Source organism: Pseudomonas sp. NPDC087615 (assembly GCF_044743445.1).
In the GTDB taxonomy this organism is placed as follows: Bacteria; Pseudomonadota; Gammaproteobacteria; order Pseudomonadales; family Pseudomonadaceae; genus Aquipseudomonas; species Aquipseudomonas baetica_A.
Genome location: NZ_JBIUWM010000012.1, coordinates 89,943 through 107,263 on the forward strand (window position 1 = coordinate 89,943; position 17,321 = coordinate 107,263).

20 protein-coding genes are annotated in these 17,321 nt (G+C 58.0%); 16 read left to right on the top strand and 4 right to left on the bottom strand.

Going from position 1 to position 17,321, the window contains the following annotated elements; all coding sequences use genetic code 11:
* The first annotated feature begins 31 nt into the window (after window positions 1–31).
* From ACIOU6_RS08645 to ACIOU6_RS08655, 3 genes are read left to right on the top strand one after another with little or no spacing between them, the layout of a single operon-like run.
* Window positions 32–1,156, top strand: coding sequence for a DUF6384 family protein (locus ACIOU6_RS08645; protein ID WP_401135439.1), 1,125 nt, complete (start codon window positions 32–34; stop codon window positions 1,154–1,156).
* Between the two features lie 58 nt (window positions 1,157–1,214).
* Window positions 1,215–1,529: a hypothetical protein gene (locus tag ACIOU6_RS08650; RefSeq protein ID WP_401135445.1), complete on the top strand. Its 315-nt coding sequence runs from the start codon at window positions 1,215–1,217 to the stop codon at window positions 1,527–1,529.
* A gap of 45 nt (window positions 1,530–1,574) precedes the next feature.
* Window positions 1,575–2,714, top strand: coding sequence for a merozoite surface protein 3b (locus ACIOU6_RS08655; protein ID WP_401135447.1), 1,140 nt, complete (start codon window positions 1,575–1,577; stop codon window positions 2,712–2,714).
* A gap of 135 nt (window positions 2,715–2,849) precedes the next feature.
* Here ACIOU6_RS08655 and ACIOU6_RS08660 read toward each other — a convergent pair whose 3' ends face one another.
* Complete coding sequence (locus ACIOU6_RS08660) at window positions 2,850–3,263, bottom strand: hypothetical protein (protein WP_339433251.1); 414 nt, start codon at window positions 3,261–3,263, stop codon at window positions 2,850–2,852.
* 61 nt (window positions 3,264–3,324) lie between these two features.
* Entirely contained in the window at window positions 3,325–3,738 is a 414-nt protein-coding gene (locus ACIOU6_RS08665; RefSeq protein ID WP_064588035.1) for a hypothetical protein, read from the bottom strand.
* A 591-nt stretch (window positions 3,739–4,329) separates the two neighbouring features.
* On the opposite strand from ACIOU6_RS08665, the gene ACIOU6_RS08670 reads away from it, so the two are divergent.
* The 3 genes from ACIOU6_RS08670 (at window position 4,330) to ACIOU6_RS08680 (ending at window position 6,014) form a co-directional block, all read left to right on the top strand.
* Window positions 4,330–4,617 carry a fructose-bisphosphate aldolase gene (locus ACIOU6_RS08670; protein ID WP_221733884.1) on the top strand — a complete coding sequence of 96 codons (288 nt, stop codon included), beginning with the start codon at window positions 4,330–4,332 and terminating at the stop codon, window positions 4,615–4,617.
* 217 nt (window positions 4,618–4,834) lie between these two features.
* Window positions 4,835–5,335 (top strand): Hcp family type VI secretion system effector, encoded by a 501-nt coding sequence (locus ACIOU6_RS08675; RefSeq protein WP_221733885.1) that lies wholly within the window; start codon window positions 4,835–4,837, stop codon window positions 5,333–5,335.
* Entirely contained in the window at window positions 5,328–6,014 is a 687-nt protein-coding gene (locus tag ACIOU6_RS08680) for a DUF4225 domain-containing protein (protein WP_401135451.1), read from the top strand. Before ACIOU6_RS08675 ends, ACIOU6_RS08680 begins: the two co-directional genes overlap by 8 nt.
* A 3-nt stretch (window positions 6,015–6,017) precedes the next feature.
* On the opposite strand, the gene ACIOU6_RS08685 is transcribed toward ACIOU6_RS08680, so the two are convergent.
* Window positions 6,018–6,446, bottom strand: coding sequence for a hypothetical protein (locus ACIOU6_RS08685; protein WP_339433904.1), 429 nt, complete (start codon window positions 6,444–6,446; stop codon window positions 6,018–6,020).
* A 328-nt stretch (window positions 6,447–6,774) separates the two neighbouring features.
* Window positions 6,775–7,323: a cupin domain-containing protein gene (locus tag ACIOU6_RS08690; RefSeq protein ID WP_401135455.1), complete on the bottom strand. Its 549-nt coding sequence runs from the start codon at window positions 7,321–7,323 to the stop codon at window positions 6,775–6,777.
* Between the two features lie 461 nt (window positions 7,324–7,784).
* On the opposite strand from ACIOU6_RS08690, the gene ACIOU6_RS08695 reads away from it, so the two are divergent.
* The 10 genes from ACIOU6_RS08695 (at window position 7,785) to ACIOU6_RS08740 (ending at window position 17,191) form a co-directional block, all read left to right on the top strand.
* Window positions 7,785–8,714 (top strand): amidohydrolase family protein, encoded by a 930-nt coding sequence (locus tag ACIOU6_RS08695; protein WP_320414225.1) that lies wholly within the window; start codon window positions 7,785–7,787, stop codon window positions 8,712–8,714.
* 4 nt (window positions 8,715–8,718) lie between these two features.
* Window positions 8,719–9,624: an amidohydrolase family protein gene (locus ACIOU6_RS08700; RefSeq protein ID WP_034152486.1), complete on the top strand. Its 906-nt coding sequence runs from the start codon at window positions 8,719–8,721 to the stop codon at window positions 9,622–9,624.
* Between the two features lie 158 nt (window positions 9,625–9,782).
* Window positions 9,783–11,168 carry a UbiD family decarboxylase gene (locus tag ACIOU6_RS08705; RefSeq protein WP_401135457.1) on the top strand — a complete coding sequence of 462 codons (1,386 nt, stop codon included), beginning with the start codon at window positions 9,783–9,785 and terminating at the stop codon, window positions 11,166–11,168.
* Entirely contained in the window at window positions 11,165–11,794 is a 630-nt protein-coding gene (locus tag ACIOU6_RS08710; protein ID WP_221733890.1) for a UbiX family flavin prenyltransferase, read from the top strand. The genes ACIOU6_RS08705 and ACIOU6_RS08710 overlap by 4 nt, the downstream gene beginning before the upstream one ends.
* Window positions 11,795–11,866: 72 nt before the next feature.
* Window positions 11,867–12,913: a CobW family GTP-binding protein gene (locus tag ACIOU6_RS08715; RefSeq protein ID WP_401135460.1), complete on the top strand. Its 1,047-nt coding sequence runs from the start codon at window positions 11,867–11,869 to the stop codon at window positions 12,911–12,913.
* 242 nt (window positions 12,914–13,155) lie between these two features.
* Window positions 13,156–14,523 carry a nucleobase:cation symporter-2 family protein gene (locus ACIOU6_RS08720; protein WP_221733892.1) on the top strand — a complete coding sequence of 456 codons (1,368 nt, stop codon included), beginning with the start codon at window positions 13,156–13,158 and terminating at the stop codon, window positions 14,521–14,523.
* A gap of 13 nt (window positions 14,524–14,536) precedes the next feature.
* Window positions 14,537–15,925, top strand: coding sequence for an amidohydrolase family protein (locus ACIOU6_RS08725; protein WP_401135463.1), 1,389 nt, complete (start codon window positions 14,537–14,539; stop codon window positions 15,923–15,925).
* A gap of 215 nt (window positions 15,926–16,140) precedes the next feature.
* Window positions 16,141–16,335 carry a hypothetical protein gene (locus ACIOU6_RS08730; RefSeq protein WP_221733894.1) on the top strand — a complete coding sequence of 65 codons (195 nt, stop codon included), beginning with the start codon at window positions 16,141–16,143 and terminating at the stop codon, window positions 16,333–16,335.
* A complete protein-coding gene (locus ACIOU6_RS08735; protein ID WP_401135464.1) occupies window positions 16,286–16,666 on the top strand; it encodes a hypothetical protein in 381 nt (126 codons plus the stop codon). The genes ACIOU6_RS08730 and ACIOU6_RS08735 overlap by 50 nt, the downstream gene beginning before the upstream one ends.
* Before the next feature lie 96 nt (window positions 16,667–16,762).
* A complete protein-coding gene (locus ACIOU6_RS08740; RefSeq protein ID WP_401135467.1) occupies window positions 16,763–17,191 on the top strand; it encodes a nuclear transport factor 2 family protein in 429 nt (142 codons plus the stop codon).
* Window positions 17,192–17,321 lie beyond the last annotated feature (130 nt).

Below are 17,321 nucleotides of genomic sequence, written 5' to 3' on the forward strand. Positions count from 1 at the left end.
CTGCCTGGCCACCCTCACGAAAGGACACCTGATGCGCAGCATTTCACTCTCGGAACAAATGACGGTCGTAGCCCTGATCGACGAACTGCGGTATCAGCGCAAACTGGTCCAGGAGCACCTCGACCTGCCCCGCCGCCGCGCAGAGATCGCCGAGCGCATCCGTGCCTATTACCTGAGCCAGGACCTGCCCGTGGACGACGACCTGATCGAACAGGGCGTGCATCAGTTCTTTGCCCGCCGTTTGATCCTCGAAACGCCGCCAACCCATCTTGTCAGCTCGTGGCTGATCAGGACGTTGGTTAGTCGGCAGGCGCTGGCCGGCCGCGTCCGACGCATGCTGCCTCGGTTCGGGATCCTGCTCCTGCTGGGCGTCGTGCTGGGGGTTGGCGTGCTGTTGCAAAAGCAGTGGGCTTCCGGCGGGGACGATCTGAAGATTCTTGAAGTCAAATTAGCTGCACATGGCTTGTCCGGCAGTCTGCGCGATCAGAACACAGCGCTTGAGAAGCTCCGGACGCTGTTCGCAAAGGTTCAGCGCGAAAACGCACAACAGCCGGACGAGACAGCGACCCGCCTGCTCCAGCGTGCCGAACAGAAACTCCCGGCTCGCGGCCTGCAGACCGATATCAGCAGTAACACCCCGGTAACCCGCGATAACGTCCTGGCCTTGGACTCGCAGATCAACGACCTTGACCGGCAACGTCTGCAATTGAATCGGGACACCTACGCGGCTGAGCAAGACATCCAGCGCGCCAGCGGTATTCTCGGCACACGCCGAAAGGTCCAGGAATTACTGAAGGATCCGAAACGTGCCGCCGCCATTGCCCAATCGAGCAACCTCGATGAACGCCTGGCCGAGATTGATCAGGCGCTGAAAAACATGGATGACAATCAGGGGACGGCGTATGCCGCTTACTCGGAGCTGTCGCGTGACCTGTTCGGCGACACCAGTCTGTTGGACTTGCAGACCAGTCGCTTCCAAGGCTTGCGGGCACGGATTGAGCGCAAAGAGTTTCCAGCAGAACTACGCGAATCCTTGCAGTCGCGCCTGCAGGAAATCGAAGCCGACCTGAAAAAGGGAAACTCGAACGCCGCCGAGACAAAAATCACTCAGACACGACAAAAACTCAGGGCAGCAGGCTATTGGTCGCTGTATTGACCAGCCCGACCTTCAGCCTGCAATTTCTTCCCTTGACCGCGACTCAACAGGTACTGCAATGACCTCAACCACCCAGAACCAGGCGTCATCGACCGCCAGACAGACGCCGGCGCACAGTGCCAAAGACTACGAAGACATCCGCCAGGAATGCAGGGAAAAACTGCGCGCCTACAGTGAAAACGAAGCCTATGTCTTCCTGCGTGATCGGGCCTATCGCACCGACCAATACGCGTTCGGTTTTTTCCAGCGCTGGCTCGACGGCCTGCTAGCCAAACGCATCAACTACGCTGGCAATCGCCAGAACGAGTTGATGCTGTTGGCGATGCAGGCGCGCAATGAAGAGCTGCACGGCAAGCCGCCCGCTGAGCGTTAATGCCTGCCCACACCCAGAACAGACGACACCACGTAAGGACACTCGATGACCAACTACCTCGAACGGGCACTCACTGGTCTGCGCACGATTGGCATCAACCTGTTTCAACCCGTTCACGATGCACCGGTGCTGGTACTGCTCGAGCACGTTGCTCAGTACGACAACAGCAAAGTCACCGCCATCGCTTCGGTACTGCAGCAGTCGACCGCGTTCAACAGCATGGTCCGCGAGCAGATTGAAGGCATGGACATTTCCACGCGCTTCATGGACATCACTCAGCGCTTCAGCTCGATCCGTGAAGACGCTTCTGCCATGGCCGAATGGATGGACGACGGCCGCCTCGACACCCTGGAAAAACTCAAGCTGAGCTGGATGAACCTGCGCCGCGGATCGATTCCCAGCCGCTTCAATGACATCCGCGAGAGCTACTTGCAGGTGTGCAAATCGGCCAATGAACAGATTACCCGGGAAAGCGTGGTGCTTGAGGCGTACATGGATTTCCGGATGGCAATGAAAGCCGCCGAAGTCGACGCCCAGCAAGTTTTGGCAGTGGCCGGCAAGGCGCTAGAGCAACGCACTCAGGCGCTGAACGACGCCGGCGCTCAGGTCACCGCTGCCGACACCGCCGAGCCGGCCCGGCGCGCCAGCCTGGAGTTGCAACGCGATGAAGCCGTTCGCGCCCTGCAGGATGAAGACAAGCGCTACCAGATCGTCAAAGACATCGCCGATGACCTCAAGGTCGGGTACAACACCGCTGAAATGGTGTTTGCCCGGATCAATCAGGTGCATGTGATCAAGGAGCGCCAGTACCAGCGCATGGTCTCGTTCTTCTCCACCAACGAAGTGGTACTGACCGGCCTCGCCGTATCCTTCACCAGCAACAGCGGCCTGGCCGAAGCGACCCACACACTCAATGCCACCACCGAAGGCATCAGCAAAGGGCTCGAGGCGTTGGGCTCTGCCGGCAATCAACAGATCGAAGCGGCGGTCAAAGCCAGCTACGGCTCGACCATCAGGGTCGATTCGGTTCGTGCACTTGCCGATGCGACCCTGAGCTTCCAGACCGAGATGCAAAGCCTGACCGACAGCTACCGTACCGAATCAAGCAATGCCGCCCGTGACATTGCCGATGCAGTGGAAGATGCCAAGCGCAAGTTTGCAGCGCTGCTGAGCAAGGCTGTCTGACGTTTCCAATGCAAAAACGCCGATGCCCGCCGGGGCATCGGCGTTCATGTACGTCGCATGACGTTGAAGGTTTACGCACATGAAAAAGGGACACCATTGGGTGTCCCTTTTTTGCCTTTGGAGCAAACAGATCAGTCAACGTTTCATGGCTTCGCACTGGTTGCGCAGGTCCCCATTGCCGATGCTCGCACAGCTACTGCCCTGCTTCGCTTCGCAGAAGGCGCGCTGATCACGATCCCCGATGCTGGCACATGAACCGCCTTTCTCCGCTTCGCAGGCCGTACGCAAATCGTAATTGTCGATGGAATAACAACTAGCGCCTTTCTTGGCGTCGCAATAGGCGCGCTGGTCACGATCCTCGATACCAGCGCATGAACCGCCCTTCTCCGCTTCGCAGGCCGTGCGCAAATCGTAATTGTCGATGGAATAACAACTGCTGCCTTCCTGCGTGGCCTGGCAATAGTTGCGTTTGACAGGATCACTGATGCTGGCACAACTGGCGGAAACGTAACCGCTGAACATCAATAACATTGCAAGAATCAACTTCATCTCACACTTCCTTGGGTTGCCAGGAAACAGCCTGGCACTGGTTGATGCAATCAAAACCAGATCAGCGCTTCATGGCTTCGCACTGATTGCGCAGGTCAGAATCATGGATGCTCGAACACGTGCTGCCCTTCTTCGCCTCACAAAATGCACGCTGATCGCTGTCATGGATGCTGGAGCAGGTACTGCCTTTCTCAGCCTCACACATTGCGCGCAAATCCGAATCATGAATGCTGGAACATGTGCTGCCCTTTTTCGCCTCGCAGTAAGCACGCTGGTCGCTGTCGTGAATGCTCGAACAGGTACTGCCCTTCTCGGCTTCACAGGACGCTCGCAAATCACTATCCCGGATCGAGGAGCAGGTACTGCCTTCCTGCGTGGCCTGGCAATAGTTGCGTTGATCGCTGTCACTGATGCTGGAACAACTGGCAAACGTGTAACCGCTGAACATCAATAACATCGCAAAAATCAGTTTCATCTCACACTTCCCTGGGTTGCCAGGAATCAGCCTGGCACTGCTTGATCCATTCTCAATGAGCGTCGCGACACGCCATCAAATTGACATCGCTTTTTAGGAAAGTTCAAACAGGCAAATAAGATCCGCGCAGATTTTTGAGTCTGAAAAACGCGTAGGAAAACACCACCTGTGGCGAGGGAGCTTGCTCCCGCTGGGCTGCGAAGCAGACCCAACACCGGCCAGTCCTTTTCTCCAGGTCAACCGCATGCGCCGGAATACGCCGACTGCGTCGCCGAGCGGGAGCAAGCTCCCTCGCCACAGGGTTGGGTTGGCGTCCTACAGGTCGGTTGTGGTGGCTGAAATGGCTGACTAGAGTGGTGTCGTCGCTAACTAAATTAGCGATAGGGTTTCGCAGCCCTTAAGATTGACACCTTGTTCCGTCAAGTTCGGCCGACTCCCGGCTGTCCACGTTTTATGGCGGTTGTGCGTGGGAGACCTCCGGGTCTGCCGGGTCATGGTGTTTATCCTCCGGTCTGCGAACCCGCGCATAGCTGCCACCCTTTTGTTTCGCAGCACAATGGTGGCAATTCCTCTTTGCCAAGGATTAACACCATGACGACGCAAACACCGCTCCACCACTACGCGCACATGTCCCACCCCGCCACCGACCACCCTGTCCTCCTGATCGACGCCGATGCCCCATTGCGTGAACTCCACGCCTGCCTCGCCGAACGCCTCAACGCCGTCCTCAAATACCTTGACCTCATCGCCTGCACCAGCCTCCCCGATTACGCCGAACATGACATCAACACTGTGACCAACATCGCCAGGATCATGGTGCAGGACGTGAGTGATGTGTTTCGGGTAATCGAGCAGCGAGGTTTCGACGCGCCAGCCTGATAACCAACACATTGCCAAAGTGCCAACTTCATAAACGCCCGGTCATCCAACCAGCGATAACGTCGTTGGCACTTGGGAATAATCACCTCCTGACTTCCGCGCCCCTTGTAAGACGCGTCTGAACTTCACCAATAGCGAACCAGCGCCTCACTGTCCCGGCTTTAGTTGACGGTTACTCTTCAAACAAGAGTTTTCCAGTCAATAAGGCAGAGCTTCCATGGCCAACCACAGCTACATGAGCATTACCGGAAACCGTCAAGGCTTGATCTCCGCCGGTTGCTCCGACACAAACTCAATCGGCAACAAATGTCAGTTAGGCCACCTCGACGAAATCATGGTCCTGGCCTATTCCCACAACATGACCACCGGCAATAACGGCGGCGTCACTGCCGACCGTGGCAAGCACTTGCCGATCATGATCACCAAGAACATCGACAAATCCTCACCACTACTGTCCGCCGCACTTCATGAGCGTGAAGTGCTGGACTGCACCCTCTTCTTCTACCGAACCTCACCCGCTGGAACACAGGACAAGTACTTCAAAATCCACATTGCCGGCGCAAAAATCGCCCACATCAACCTCCAGGTTCCCCACGCCATCCACTTGAACGACGCACAGCCTCAAGAATTGGTGTCATTTACTTATCGCGAAATCAGTTGGACACACCTACAGGCGGGCACGTGCGGTTTTAGCCGTTGGGGAAATGAAGATGAATGAGGATTCGTGTGACATCAACGACGTTACCCATGCCGCTTCAGACCTTATTGCCTTTGGGTGCCATTTAGGCGCAACCCAATTGTACGACAGCTTCGCGCAACTAAGATTTAGCGAGATTATTGTTGGTTTTGCGAATGAAGTTATCGGGGCAGTTAATGATGGCATTGTTAGTGCCAAGCAAGGGTTGCAAGCACTTAAAGAGGAACACGCCGACTTATCAAATAAAATATTGTTCTACGCCCAGAACGGTGTGGGTGCTGCGGCGGGGATTATGCAGATTCAAACAGGCGCTATCGTAATTGCGAGCACGCGCGGTGGAGCCATGCCATTAGGTGTACTTTATTATGCGCATGGCGCAAACAACGTTTATGAAGGGGTAGGAAATATCTACAATGGCCCGACCGAGCCAGCGTTAGTGGGACCTATCCGAAAAGGTTACCAAGCTATTTCTGGCGACATTTCCACCGGAAATACACGCTATTACCTTGTAGACCTCAGCCTTTCGGGAATAGGAGTTTTTTTTCCTGTCCGCAAGACTGGCTCGATAGAGCTTTTCAACCGAGACCCCTTAAATTATGAGCGCGCATTTAAAAGCGCGGGAAAGCTAGCACTTTCACTTGAAATACTGGCCGACATGATTACGATCAAAAATATCAAAGACGCCACAGACACCAAATAGTATTCAGACAGATTTCATTGAACGTTTATGGAGAAAAATGTAGGCAATCACAAATCCCGAACCCCCAACAATTCCGCGATAAAAGTTTGAAAACATGGGCGACTCGCCAACGACAAGATCATACATCTGAATAGCTACCTCCGCGCAGAACACAGAAGACATGAAGCTAAAACAACAGACAACCAGCCACGGGGTTTTCCGAATAAGAAAAGGGCGCTGAAGAACTTTAAGAATCAATTCGAAAAACAAATAACGAAAATTCAAAATCAACAAGAAAACAAATAACACAGCCCTGACAATATACCCGACAAATTCATCTAGCTGGAGCATTTTTTCAAATTCATACACCAACAATACTGCATAAAAAGCCGAAATAGCGAAACTTGCGAAACACAGCTTTATAACAACATACACCTTTACTAAAATCCCCATCAACAAGAACCACCTTAGTCTATATTGCTAGCATTCAGAATGCACAGCCCACACTCCGATCCCAAAAACACAAAAAACGTCTAACAATATACATACTCACAAACCATCGAGCGCCACACAAAAAACATCATCATTACACACTCATACTTTCCTTACACCGCTATGCGAATCATCCTACGAAATTTTCCTAGCGCCTAAAAAACCCCTAAAAAACAAATAAACCCTAATAAGGGCCACCCATAAAAATCGATACACGAGCAAAAAAAATCCGACACCCAAACAGGTATCGGATCATTCAAAACTCACAGAAATTGAACACTTACACCAATCAAAAGCTAGCAGGCGTATTCGCACTAATTATCTCAGCCTCATCCGCCCCGATATTCCGAAACTTATGCGGCAACGTCGTAGGAAAGTAATACCCATCCCCGGCATTCAAAACACTCACCGACCCATCCACGGTCAACTCAACAGTCCCCCGCGTAACAAGCCCGCACTCCTCACCTTCCGCATGCACAATCGGCTCTTCCCCGGAGCTCGCGCCCGGTGCGTATTGCTCGCGCAGCAAGCGCATCTGCCGGCTCGGCACGGAGGCGCCGATCAGCAGCAGGCGCAGGCCATGGCGGCCCAGATCGGGCTGTTCGTTGGCGCGGAAGACGTATTGATGTTCACGCGGGGGCTGGTCGAAGGTGAAGAAGTCAGCCAGGGACATCGGGATGCCTTCGAGCAGCTTTTTCAGGGAGCTGACGGAGGGGCTGACGCGATTCTGTTCGATCAGGGAGATGGTGGCATTGGTCACGCCGCTACGCCGGGCCAGCTCGCGCTGGGAGAGTTTGTAGCTTTCGCGTACTAGTTTGAGTCGAGAACCCGTATCCATGACTGCCTTATGTGAGAACGACTTAAGGGCGATGGGGGTGGGTGGCGGGTGCCGCGCAGGTCGCGCGGATCACGTTGCTCCCGTGTCCCGGAACCGTGAAAGGCGGCTATTAAATCACGTTTGGTGGTGTTGCTCAGCAGGTTCGATGGATGGTGGGGGAAATGAGCCTGCCGGGCTTTAATTCTGAGTAAACACAGAACCTGTGGAAGCGGGCTTGCCAATGCTGAGGCCAGCCCAATCACCACAAAACCATATCGAAGAAGTATCACCACCGCGCCCAATTAATATTGTACGAATCCAAGCCCTGCTTCCAATACTCGACCTCAGCAGCCACCCACCCGGGCCGGATGCAACCAGGCGAGGGAATGCGCGTGCCTTGCGCATAGAAATGGCCGATTGCCCGGGACGTGGATGCCGAGAGCCGAAAGGCTCCCTTCCCCGCTATCAGGAGATCGACTTCAATGATCATCGATATCAGTTGCTATCCCACCGATCTGGTGGACCTCGCCTGGAGGCATGACGGTGACCCCTTCACCGGCGAGCGTCTGCTGGAGATGATGGATGGCCCTTACATGGTCAACGGCAAGCCTCGCCGCATCGACAAAGCCTTCATCCAGCCGCCGCAGGGCAACACGATTTACACCTGGACCGACGGCGACCTTTCGGGCCGTGAATCCATCGACGCCTACATGGCTTACACCCTGAAAATGGTGCAGACCTACCCGGACCGTTTCATTGGCTGCTTCGTCTACAACCCGCGCTGCGGCGTGGAAAACGGCGTCGAGGCGATTGAGCGTTACGTCAAGGAACACGGCTTCAAGATGGTCCAGATGCAGGCCAACATGCACGCCTACCGTCCCGACCGCGCACTCGACTGGGTGCGTCCGTGCTTCGAGAAATGCGCCGAGCTGGGCATTCCTGTGAAGCTGCACACCGGCGACGGGCCTTACAGCATCCCGTCGGAATGGGTGCCGATGATCAAGGAGTTTCCCAACGTCGATTTCATCATGGCTCACTTCGGCGTGCAGACCGGCGGCGTTTACGTATTCGAACCGATGCAATGGGCGATGGAGTTGCCCAACGTCTACTGCGAGTCCGGTTGGTGCCTGCAATCGCGCATCGTCGAGTTCGCCAAGGTCCTGCCAACGCACAAGATCCTGTTTGGCACCGACACCCCGCCGAACGAACCGGGCATGTGGCTGCGCCTGCTCGAAGTGTTGTGCCACGAGCCGCCACAAGGCCTGAACCTCGACGAGGACACCCTCGAAGAGTACCTGGGCAATAACACTGCGCGGATGATCGGCCTCGAGCCCACCCCGCCGCCCCGTTCCGTTTCCGAAGCAGAGGCGCAACTCAAGCGCCCCGTCACCACGCAACTGGCCAGGAGCTGAACCGATGATCATCGACACCCATCTGCACCCCACCAACCTGGTCGACGAGGCCTGGCGCCACACCGGCGAACCGTTCACCGGCGAGCGCATGCTCAAGTTGATGGACGGCCCGTACATGATCAACGGCAAACCGCGCCGCATCGACATGGGTTTCATCCAGCCGCCACCGGGCAACACCGGTTATCGCGACGGCAACCGCCGGGGGCGTGAGGGCGTGCGCGACTACATGTCGTACATCGCCGAGCTCTGCATGAAGTACCCGGACCGCTTCATCGGCAACTTCAACTTCAACCCGCGCTGGGGGCCGGAAAACGGTGCGGCAGAGCTGGAATTCCACATCAAGGAATACGGCTTCAAGATGCTCAAGCTGCACGCCAACATGCACGGTTACCGCCCGGATCGGGCGCTGGACTGGTTGCGTCCGGCGATGAAGGTCTGCGCCAAGTACAACATCGTCGTGCTGATCCATACCGGCGACGGTCCGTACACCATTCCGACGATGTTCTACCCGATCATCCGCGAGTTCCCGATGGTCAATTTCATCATCGGCCACTTCGGCATCCAGACCGGCGGCAACTATTCGTTCGAAGCGTTCTGGATGGCCATGGACACGCCGAACGTGTACTGCGAATCCGGCTGGTGCTTCCAGTCGCGGATCGTCGAGTTTGCCAAGGAGTTGCCGCGCAACAAGATCGTGTTCGGCACCGACTCGCCGCCAAACGAACCGGGCATGTGGCTGCGTGAGCTGGAGGTGCTGTGCTCACCGGCACCGCAAGGCTTGGGCATTGATGAGGATCATTTGGAGGACTACCTGGGCAATAACATCGCCAGGTTGTGCGGGATCGAACCGACGCCACCGCCCAAGGATCTGGTTGAGGCCGATATCCGCCTCACCACCACGTATCTCTAGGTACTCGCACATTCCAATGTGGGAACAGTGTCACAGCAGGCAAAACAGCGACTTTACAGGCACGAAGATGACCCGGCGTTCGCTCGACCGGCAGGCCAACGGCTTGTCGATCGAACGCCCTCTCAGCCCTGGGTGCCTGCTTTTTAAAAGGTGAAACCATGACCCGTTCGACGCTCGGCGACTCTCAGGACTTTCACGTATTCATCGACGCCTATCGCCGTGAGTACCCGGACGATGTGCTGACCATCACCCAACCCCTTTCTGCCGATCAGGACGTCACCGCCCTGGTCGATGCCCTCGCCGCTCAGGGCCGCGATCCATTGCTGGTCTGCGAAAACGTCGGCGACCTCAAGGTGCCGGTGGCGACCAACCTGTTCGCCTCCCGCACCCGCATCGCCAGACTGTTCGGCGTCACCCCAGCGCAATTGCACGACACCTTTCAGACCCGCGCCAACCAGCCGATCGCGCCACGTTACGTGGAAACCGGCCCGGTCCTGGATGAAGTCTTCGAAGGTCAAGCGCTGGATCTGGCGCTGCTGCCGATGCTCAAGCATTTCGACAGTGATCGCGGCCCGTACATCACCAACGCGATCATCATCGCCGAGGACCCGCTGACCGGCATCGCCAACATGAGCTATCACCGTTCAATGCGTCATGCTCGCCAGGCTCTAGCCACCAGCCTGCATTCACGCGGGCATCTGTGGCGAATGCTGCAGACCGCCCGCGAGCGTGGCGAAGAATTGAGGGTGGCGATGGTGGTCGGCGCGCACCCGTTGTTCATGCTTGCCGCCGCGGCACGTCTGCCCTACGGCAGCGATGAGCGCGCCGTCGCTGGTGGACTGTTCGGCGCTCCGCTGGAGCTGGTCAAAACGCCGCGCTACGGCATCGGTGTGCCGGCCTGCGCCGAATTCGTTCTCGAAGGCGCCATCGACCCGGCGGCCTACGCCGAGGAAGGCCCGTTCGGTGAGTTCAGCGGTTATTCCTCTGATCGCTCGACCAACAACGTGTTGCGCGTCGACACCCTGCTGCGGCGCAAGGACGCCTGGCTGGTGGACGTCATGGGCGGCCGCTATGCCGAACACCTGACGCTGGCTCGGCTGCCTCGTGAAGCGGAAATGAGCGAGAAGCTCAAGGCACGTTTCCCCGCCGTCACCGCCGTGCATTACCCGAACTCCGGTACTCACTTTCATTGCTACGTCGCGCTGGACCAGAGCCGCGACGGCGAAGCGCGGCAGGTCATGTTGGCCCTGCTCGGCTGGGACCCCTACTTGAAAACCGTAATCGCGGTAGACAGCGATATCGACATCAGCGATGACAGGCAGGTGTTGTGGGCGCTGGCGACGCATTTTCAGCCGCATCTGGATGTATTCATGATCGACGGTTTGCCCGGCAGTCCGCTTGACCCCTCGTCCTCGGTCAACGGCACCACCTCACGCATGGGTCTGGATGCCACGCGCGGCTCGGGTTTCGACGGGATCAAGGCGCAACTCGATCCGGACGTGCTCGAACGTGCCCGGCAACTCATCAAAGGGCTGCAATCGTGAACCGCCAACGGCTGGTGGTCGGCATCAGCGGCGCGTCCGGTTTCATTTACGGCGTGCGCTTGCTGCAATTGCTCGCCGAGCTAGATATCGAAAGCCACTTGATCATCAGCCGCGCCGCGCTGCTGACCATGGCCCACGAAACCGACTACAAACTGGCCGATGTCACAGCGCTCGCCAGCCACTATCACCGCGCCGATGACGTCGCCGCCGGAATCGCCAGTGGATCGTTCCGCTGCCTGGGCATGGTCGTTGCGCCGTGTTCGATGAGGACACTAGCGGAGATCGCCACTGGCACGTCATCGGGGCTGATCGGCCGCGCCGCCGACGTCACCCTCAAGGAGCGCCGCACCCTGGTGCTGATGGCCCGGGAAACGCCGCTGACCCTCGCCCACCTGCGCAACATGACCGCTGTCACCGAGATGGGCGGGATCATCGCCCCACCGGTGCCGGCCTTTTACGCCCGCCCGGAGAATCTGGCGCAAATGGTCGACCACAGCCTCGGCCGCGTGCTCGACCTGTTCGGCCTCGACGCTGGCACCGCACAGCGATGGCGAGAACACCGAGTACCCGGTGAGAGCGGGCTTGCTCGCGAATGCGGTGGTTCAGTCGCCATTACCGCTCAATGACACACCGCTTTGGCGAGCAAGCTCGCTCCAGCATTTGATAGCGCTGCGACAAAAATACCTGAGGAGATCCAGATGAACACTCCCTTCAACGCCCCAACCCCGAACACCAAAATCCCGGTGACCATCCTCACCGGGTTCCTCGGTGCCGGTAAAACCACCCTGCTCAACTACATCCTCAAGGAAAACCACGGCCGCAAGATTGCCGTGATCGAAAACGAATTTGGCGAAGTCGGCATCGACGGCGATCTGGTGCTGAGCTCCGAAACCGAAGAAATCTACGAGATGGTCAACGGTTGCGTGTGCTGCACCGCCGAGGTTCGCGAGGATCTGGTGCGCATCGTCCGTGAACTGGTGGCGCGCCCGGTACGCCTCGATCACATCCTCATCGAAACCAGTGGCCTGGCCGATCCCTACCCGGTGGCGCAGAGCTTCTTCATCAATGACCCGATTGCCGAGGAAGTCGAACTCGACGCGATCGTGACCATGGTCGACGCCAAGCACATCGCCCAGCACCTGGAGGACCTGCAACTGGACGGCGTCGACAATCAGGCGGTGGATCAGATTGTTTGCGCTGACCGGATCGTCATCAACAAGGTCGATCTGGTCAGCCCTGAAGAGGTGGAAGCGCTGCGCGGCAAGATCCGTGGACTGAACGCCACGGCGGATCTGGTGACGTCCACCCATGCGCAAATCGATCTGACGAAAATCCTCGGCATCGGTGCGTTTGAATGTACGCAGAAGCTCATGGAGATCGGCGCTGAACATCACGATCAGCATGAGCACCACGACCATGCCCATGAAGAGCCTGATCACGAGCATGACCCGAGCGTGTCATCGGTGGGCATCGCCGTGGACGGCGCGGTCAACCTGATGGCCTTCCACCGCTGGATCAGCGAATTGCGCGCCTCGCAGGCCGACAACCTGTACCGCATGAAAGGCGTGTTGGCGGTGGCCAACGAAGACCAGCGTTACGTGCTGCAAGGCGTACACAGCCTGGTGGAGTTCCGGGCTTCGACCGCGTGGGGCACGGAGCCCCGCTCAAGCAAGATCGTGTTCATCGGCCGCGACCTGGATCGTGCGGCGCTGAACCAGGGCTTTGCAGCCTGCCTGGCAGGCTGAACAAGACTTCGGAGCCGGTGGATGGCGGCTTCGCAGCACGAATGACTGATGCCGTTTTTTGAACAACACAACACCTGTGGGAGCGGGCTTGCTCGCGAAAGCGGTGGGTCATTGAACAGTGATGTCGACTGACACACCGCTTTCGCGAGCAAACCCGCTCCCACAAGGATTGCGGCGTCTCTAAGACAGCATCAGACGAATACCCCTCTCTACCGCATAAAAACAGCCAGAGGTGTTTCCCCATGTCGTCAGCCACATCCCCATCGAAAACTCCGCCCACCGTGCATCCCGTCGACCGCATTTTGCCGGTGCGCCAGATGCTCACCCTCGGCCTGCAACACATGGCCGTCTCGTACATCGGCGCCATCGCCGTGCCGTTGATTGTCGCCAGTGCCTTGAAAATGTCCCACGCCGACACCGTGGTGCTCATCAGCACCACGCTGTTCTGCTCCGGGATCGCCACGTTGCTGCAAACCGTCGGTTTCTGGAAATTCGGCGTGCGCTTGCCGATTCTGCAAGGCGTAGCGTTCAGCAGCGTCGGCCCGGTAATTGCCATCGGTAGCAACCCCGAGGTGGGCTTTGCCGGAGTCTGCGGGGCAGTGATCGGCGCCGGGGTTTTCACCATGCTGATGGCGCCGTTCGTGGGTCGACTGCGGCGGTTTTTCCCGCCAGTGGTGACCGGGTGCATCGTCACCGTGATCGGTTTGCAACTGTTCCCGATTGCCTATGAATGGGTCGGCGGCGGGCGCAATGCGAGCAACTTCGGCGCCCCGGCGTTTCTTGGCGTGGCGGTGGTGGTGTTGCTGACCATTGTGCTGGTCAACCGCTATGGCAGCCCATTGCTGCGCAACATGGCGGTGCTGGTGGGGATGCTGGTCGGTGCCGGTCTTGCCTACGGTCTGGGCATGGGCAGTTTTCACAGCGTCGAAGAAGCGCCGTGGCTGACCGTGCCCTACCCGTTCTACTTCGGTTTGCCGACCTTCAGCCTGATCCCTATCGCCACCATGGTGGTGGTGATGATCGTGCAAATGGTCGAGTCGATGGGGCTGTTCGTGGCCATCGGCGACATCGTCGAAAAACCGGTGGAAGACAAACAGGTGATCAACGGCCTGCGCGCCAACGGCCTGGCCAGCACCATCGCCGGAATGTTCGCCGCGTTCCCGTTTATTGCCTTTATGGAGAACGTCGGCCTGGTGATTCTGACCGGCGTGCGCAGCCGTTGGGTGGTGGCGGTCAGCGGTTTGCTGATGTGCTCGATTGCACTGGTGCCAAAGGCAGGCGCGATCATCGCCTCGATGCCGACGGCAGCCCTCGGCGGCGCCGGTATCGCCATGTTTGGTGTGGTGGCGGCGGCCGGGATTCAGACGCTCGCCAAAGTCGACTACGAGCGCAATCGCTACAACGTGCTGATCGTCGGTTTTACCATCGCCGCCGCCCTGGTGCCGGTGCTCGCGCCCACCCTGTTCAAACAATTACCCGAATGGTCGCAGCCGTTCCTGCACAGCAGCGTGGTGATCGCCTGCCTGGTGTCGGTGCTGCTCAATGCCGCGCTCAATGGCGTCAGCGCGCCCGAAACCACCGCCGGTAAATCTGCCTCGCACATTCTCTGACTGGAGCCTGCCCATGACTCAACTTCAAAACATCCTGATTAAAAATCCGGTCGCGGTGATGACCGGTCTGCGCGGCCCGCGTGCCCGAGCTGGCGCCGTGGACATCCGCGTGGTCAACGGCCGTATCGCTGAAATGGCCGCCCACCTTGAGCCACAACCCGGCGAACGGGTAATCGATGCGCGCCACTGCGTGGTCTACCCGGGCTGGATCAACACCCACCATCACCTGTTTCAGAACCTGCTCAAAGCCGTGCCCGAAGGTCTGAATCAGGATCTGCAAGGCTGGCTGGCCAGCGTGCCCTACCCGCGCCTGAACCGTTTCACGCCGCCACTGGCGCGGATCGCCGCAAGGTTGGGCATGGTCGAGTTGCTGCTATCCGGTGTCACCACCTGCGCCGATCACCACTACCTTTATCACGCCCACGGCAGCACCGAGACCGGTGACTTGCTGTTCGATCTGGCTGATGAGTTCGGTCTACGTTTTGTGCTGTGCCGAGGCGGTGCACTGGAGTCAGCCAGCGCGCATCCGGGCTTCTCGAAAACCGTGCTGCAACCGGAAAGCCTTGAGCAAATGGTCGGCGACATCGAACGACTGAAATCGCTGTATCACCAGGACACGCCGGATGCGATGCGCCGTGTCGTGGTCGCGCCAACTACGCCGACCTTCTCGCTGCCACCGACCTTGCTGCGTGAACTGGCCCATACCGCTCGCGGGCTCGGTTTGCGCCTGCACACGCACTTGTCCGAAACGCAGAACTACGTGAATTTCTGCCGCGAAAAATACAACTGCCTGCCCGTAGAGTTCGTCGCCGAACACGAATGGCTCGGCCCCGACGTCTGGTTCGCCCACGCCGTGCACCTGCAACCGAGTGAAATCCGCATGCTCGCCCAGACCGGCACCGGCATCGCCCACTGCCCGGTGAGCAATGCACGCCTGGGCAGCGGCGTCGCGCCCGTGCCGCAGATGTATGAGGCCGGCGTGCCGATCTCCCTCGGCGTCGACGGCGTGGCGTCCAACGAATCCGGAAGCATGGTCGGCGAAGCCAACACCGCGTGGCTGATCCATCGGGCAGAGCAAGGCGCGTCGGCGACCACGGCTGAGGACGTCATTCACTGGGGTACGGCGGGGGGGGCGCAGGTGTTGGGTTTGGGCGCGGTCGGCACGCTGGAAATCGGCCAGGCAGCGGATCTGGTGATCTACAGCCTCGACCATCCACGCTTTTACGGTTTCCACGACAGCGCCGTCGCACCCTTGGTGGCGGGCGAACCGATCACGGTGAAATACAGTCTGGTCGGCGGCCGTGTGGTCGTGGACAACGGCGTGATTCCGGGGCTGGATATCGAACGCATGCGCGCCGAGGCGTGGGAAGGTGTGCAGGCGATGATGACGGTCGATGACTGAATTGCTGCGCACTAATTAACCCTGTGATCGCTGGCTTGCCAGCGATGGCGGACTGTCAGTTAAAGCAATGTCAGCTGACCCACCGCTATCGCTGGCAAGCCAGCTCCCAAAAAAAGCAGGTGTATTAGCCGCTTCCCGATTTCTCGACTAAAGTTACTCCCTCATCGGACAGAGCCCCTGCCAGCCACACAGGGCTCTTGATCAAGGAGAGACTGATGACATCCCGCCCCAACTTCGAACAGACCTACCGCACCTGGTCCAGCCCGATTCTGCTGGAACTGAAAAAGCGCGAGCACCAAATGGCGCCGGTCGAGCGTCAGGCGCTGGAGAACGTATTGGTGGAAAGAAGGTTGCTGGACATTGGCAACCCCGACGGTATTGAGCGCCGTCAGGGCAAGTCAGGATCGTGAACCTGTCAGGTGTGAGGCGCGGCATTTAAACACGATTGGCGCGGCACACCTGTGGCCGTCATTTGAAGCGCACAGCTCAGATCGGAGAAATCGTCGCGAGCAGGCCGATCAGAATGGTCAGTACCAAAAATCCACCCAGAAAAAACGCCATCTTGTTCATGTTGCTCTCCTCAATGCTGAGCTTGCGGTGCACTGGACGCTTCGGGATGAAGGACTGTCGCGAGTGACCGAACTGCCGGGGCATTTTGAGCGGATGACTGAACCGGTTACAGAGGCAGATAAAGCAGAAAAATACGGATCAGATGAAGATCTGATCCGTTTGAGCGATTAACCGACATTCAGATCGGCACACAAAGGTCCCGTTTCGACGTGGTTGATCTAGAGTCATTTCCGTCGCATGAAGAACAACAAAAATCCAGGAGTGCAAATGACTGACCTGAACTTGCAACCCAATGTCGCCGAATCCCTGCGAAGTTGGCACGAGATGATTCGCACCGGCAACTTGAGCGCCCTGCCCAGACTGCTTGATCCGCAAGCCGTGTTCCGCTCGCCGATGGCGCACACGCCCTACCCCGGCGCACCGGTGGTGGCGATGATTCTCAACACGGTGTTCGAGGTGTTTGAAGACTTTGAATATCACCGAGAACTGGCGAGCGCGGATGGGCTGAACGTGATTCTGGAATTCAGCGCCAAGGTTGGCGCTAAAGAGCTCAAAGGCATCGACATGATTCGCTTTGATGAGAACGGGAAGATTGTCGAGTTTGAAGTAATGGTGCGGCCGTTGAGCGGGTTGCAGGCGTTGGGCGAGGAAATGGGGCGGCGGGTTGGGGCGTATCTTGCAACCGCCAAAGCCTGAGCACACTACAACCCTGCGGCAGTTAAAGGTTTGGACATCGAGTAGGAGGCGGATTCACATCCGCCGTCCTCTCACACCACCGTACGTACGGTTCCGTATACGGCGGTTCAGGTTATACGGTTAAGTCGGT

Excerpts from the sequence above, each read along its gene's own strand:
- ACIOU6_RS08730 (WP_221733894.1), top strand. The coding sequence starts at position 16,141 with ATGACATCCCGCCCCAACTTCGAACAGACCTACCGCACCTGGTCCAGC.
- ACIOU6_RS08685 (WP_339433904.1), bottom strand. The coding sequence starts at position 6,446 with ATGGGGATTTTAGTAAAGGTGTATGTTGTTATAAAGCTGTGTTTCGCA.
- ACIOU6_RS08695 (WP_320414225.1), top strand. The coding sequence starts at position 7,785 with ATGATCATCGATATCAGTTGCTATCCCACCGATCTGGTGGACCTCGCC.
- ACIOU6_RS08720 (WP_221733892.1), top strand. The coding sequence starts at position 13,156 with ATGTCGTCAGCCACATCCCCATCGAAAACTCCGCCCACCGTGCATCCC.
- ACIOU6_RS08680 (WP_401135451.1), top strand. The coding sequence starts at position 5,328 with ATGAATGAGGATTCGTGTGACATCAACGACGTTACCCATGCCGCTTCA.
- ACIOU6_RS08650 (WP_401135445.1), top strand. The coding sequence starts at position 1,215 with ATGACCTCAACCACCCAGAACCAGGCGTCATCGACCGCCAGACAGACG.
- ACIOU6_RS08690 (WP_401135455.1), bottom strand. The coding sequence starts at position 7,323 with ATGGATACGGGTTCTCGACTCAAACTAGTACGCGAAAGCTACAAACTC.
- ACIOU6_RS08655 (WP_401135447.1), top strand. The coding sequence starts at position 1,575 with ATGACCAACTACCTCGAACGGGCACTCACTGGTCTGCGCACGATTGGC.
- ACIOU6_RS08670 (WP_221733884.1), top strand. The coding sequence starts at position 4,330 with ATGACGACGCAAACACCGCTCCACCACTACGCGCACATGTCCCACCCC.
- ACIOU6_RS08740 (WP_401135467.1), top strand. The coding sequence starts at position 16,763 with ATGACTGACCTGAACTTGCAACCCAATGTCGCCGAATCCCTGCGAAGT.
- ACIOU6_RS08700 (WP_034152486.1), top strand. The coding sequence starts at position 8,719 with ATGATCATCGACACCCATCTGCACCCCACCAACCTGGTCGACGAGGCC.
- ACIOU6_RS08705 (WP_401135457.1), top strand. The coding sequence starts at position 9,783 with ATGACCCGTTCGACGCTCGGCGACTCTCAGGACTTTCACGTATTCATC.
- ACIOU6_RS08660 (WP_339433251.1), bottom strand. The coding sequence starts at position 3,263 with ATGAAGTTGATTCTTGCAATGTTATTGATGTTCAGCGGTTACGTTTCC.
- ACIOU6_RS08665 (WP_064588035.1), bottom strand. The coding sequence starts at position 3,738 with ATGAAACTGATTTTTGCGATGTTATTGATGTTCAGCGGTTACACGTTT.
- ACIOU6_RS08645 (WP_401135439.1), top strand. The coding sequence starts at position 32 with ATGCGCAGCATTTCACTCTCGGAACAAATGACGGTCGTAGCCCTGATC.
- ACIOU6_RS08725 (WP_401135463.1), top strand. The coding sequence starts at position 14,537 with ATGACTCAACTTCAAAACATCCTGATTAAAAATCCGGTCGCGGTGATG.
- ACIOU6_RS08715 (WP_401135460.1), top strand. The coding sequence starts at position 11,867 with ATGAACACTCCCTTCAACGCCCCAACCCCGAACACCAAAATCCCGGTG.
- ACIOU6_RS08675 (WP_221733885.1), top strand. The coding sequence starts at position 4,835 with ATGGCCAACCACAGCTACATGAGCATTACCGGAAACCGTCAAGGCTTG.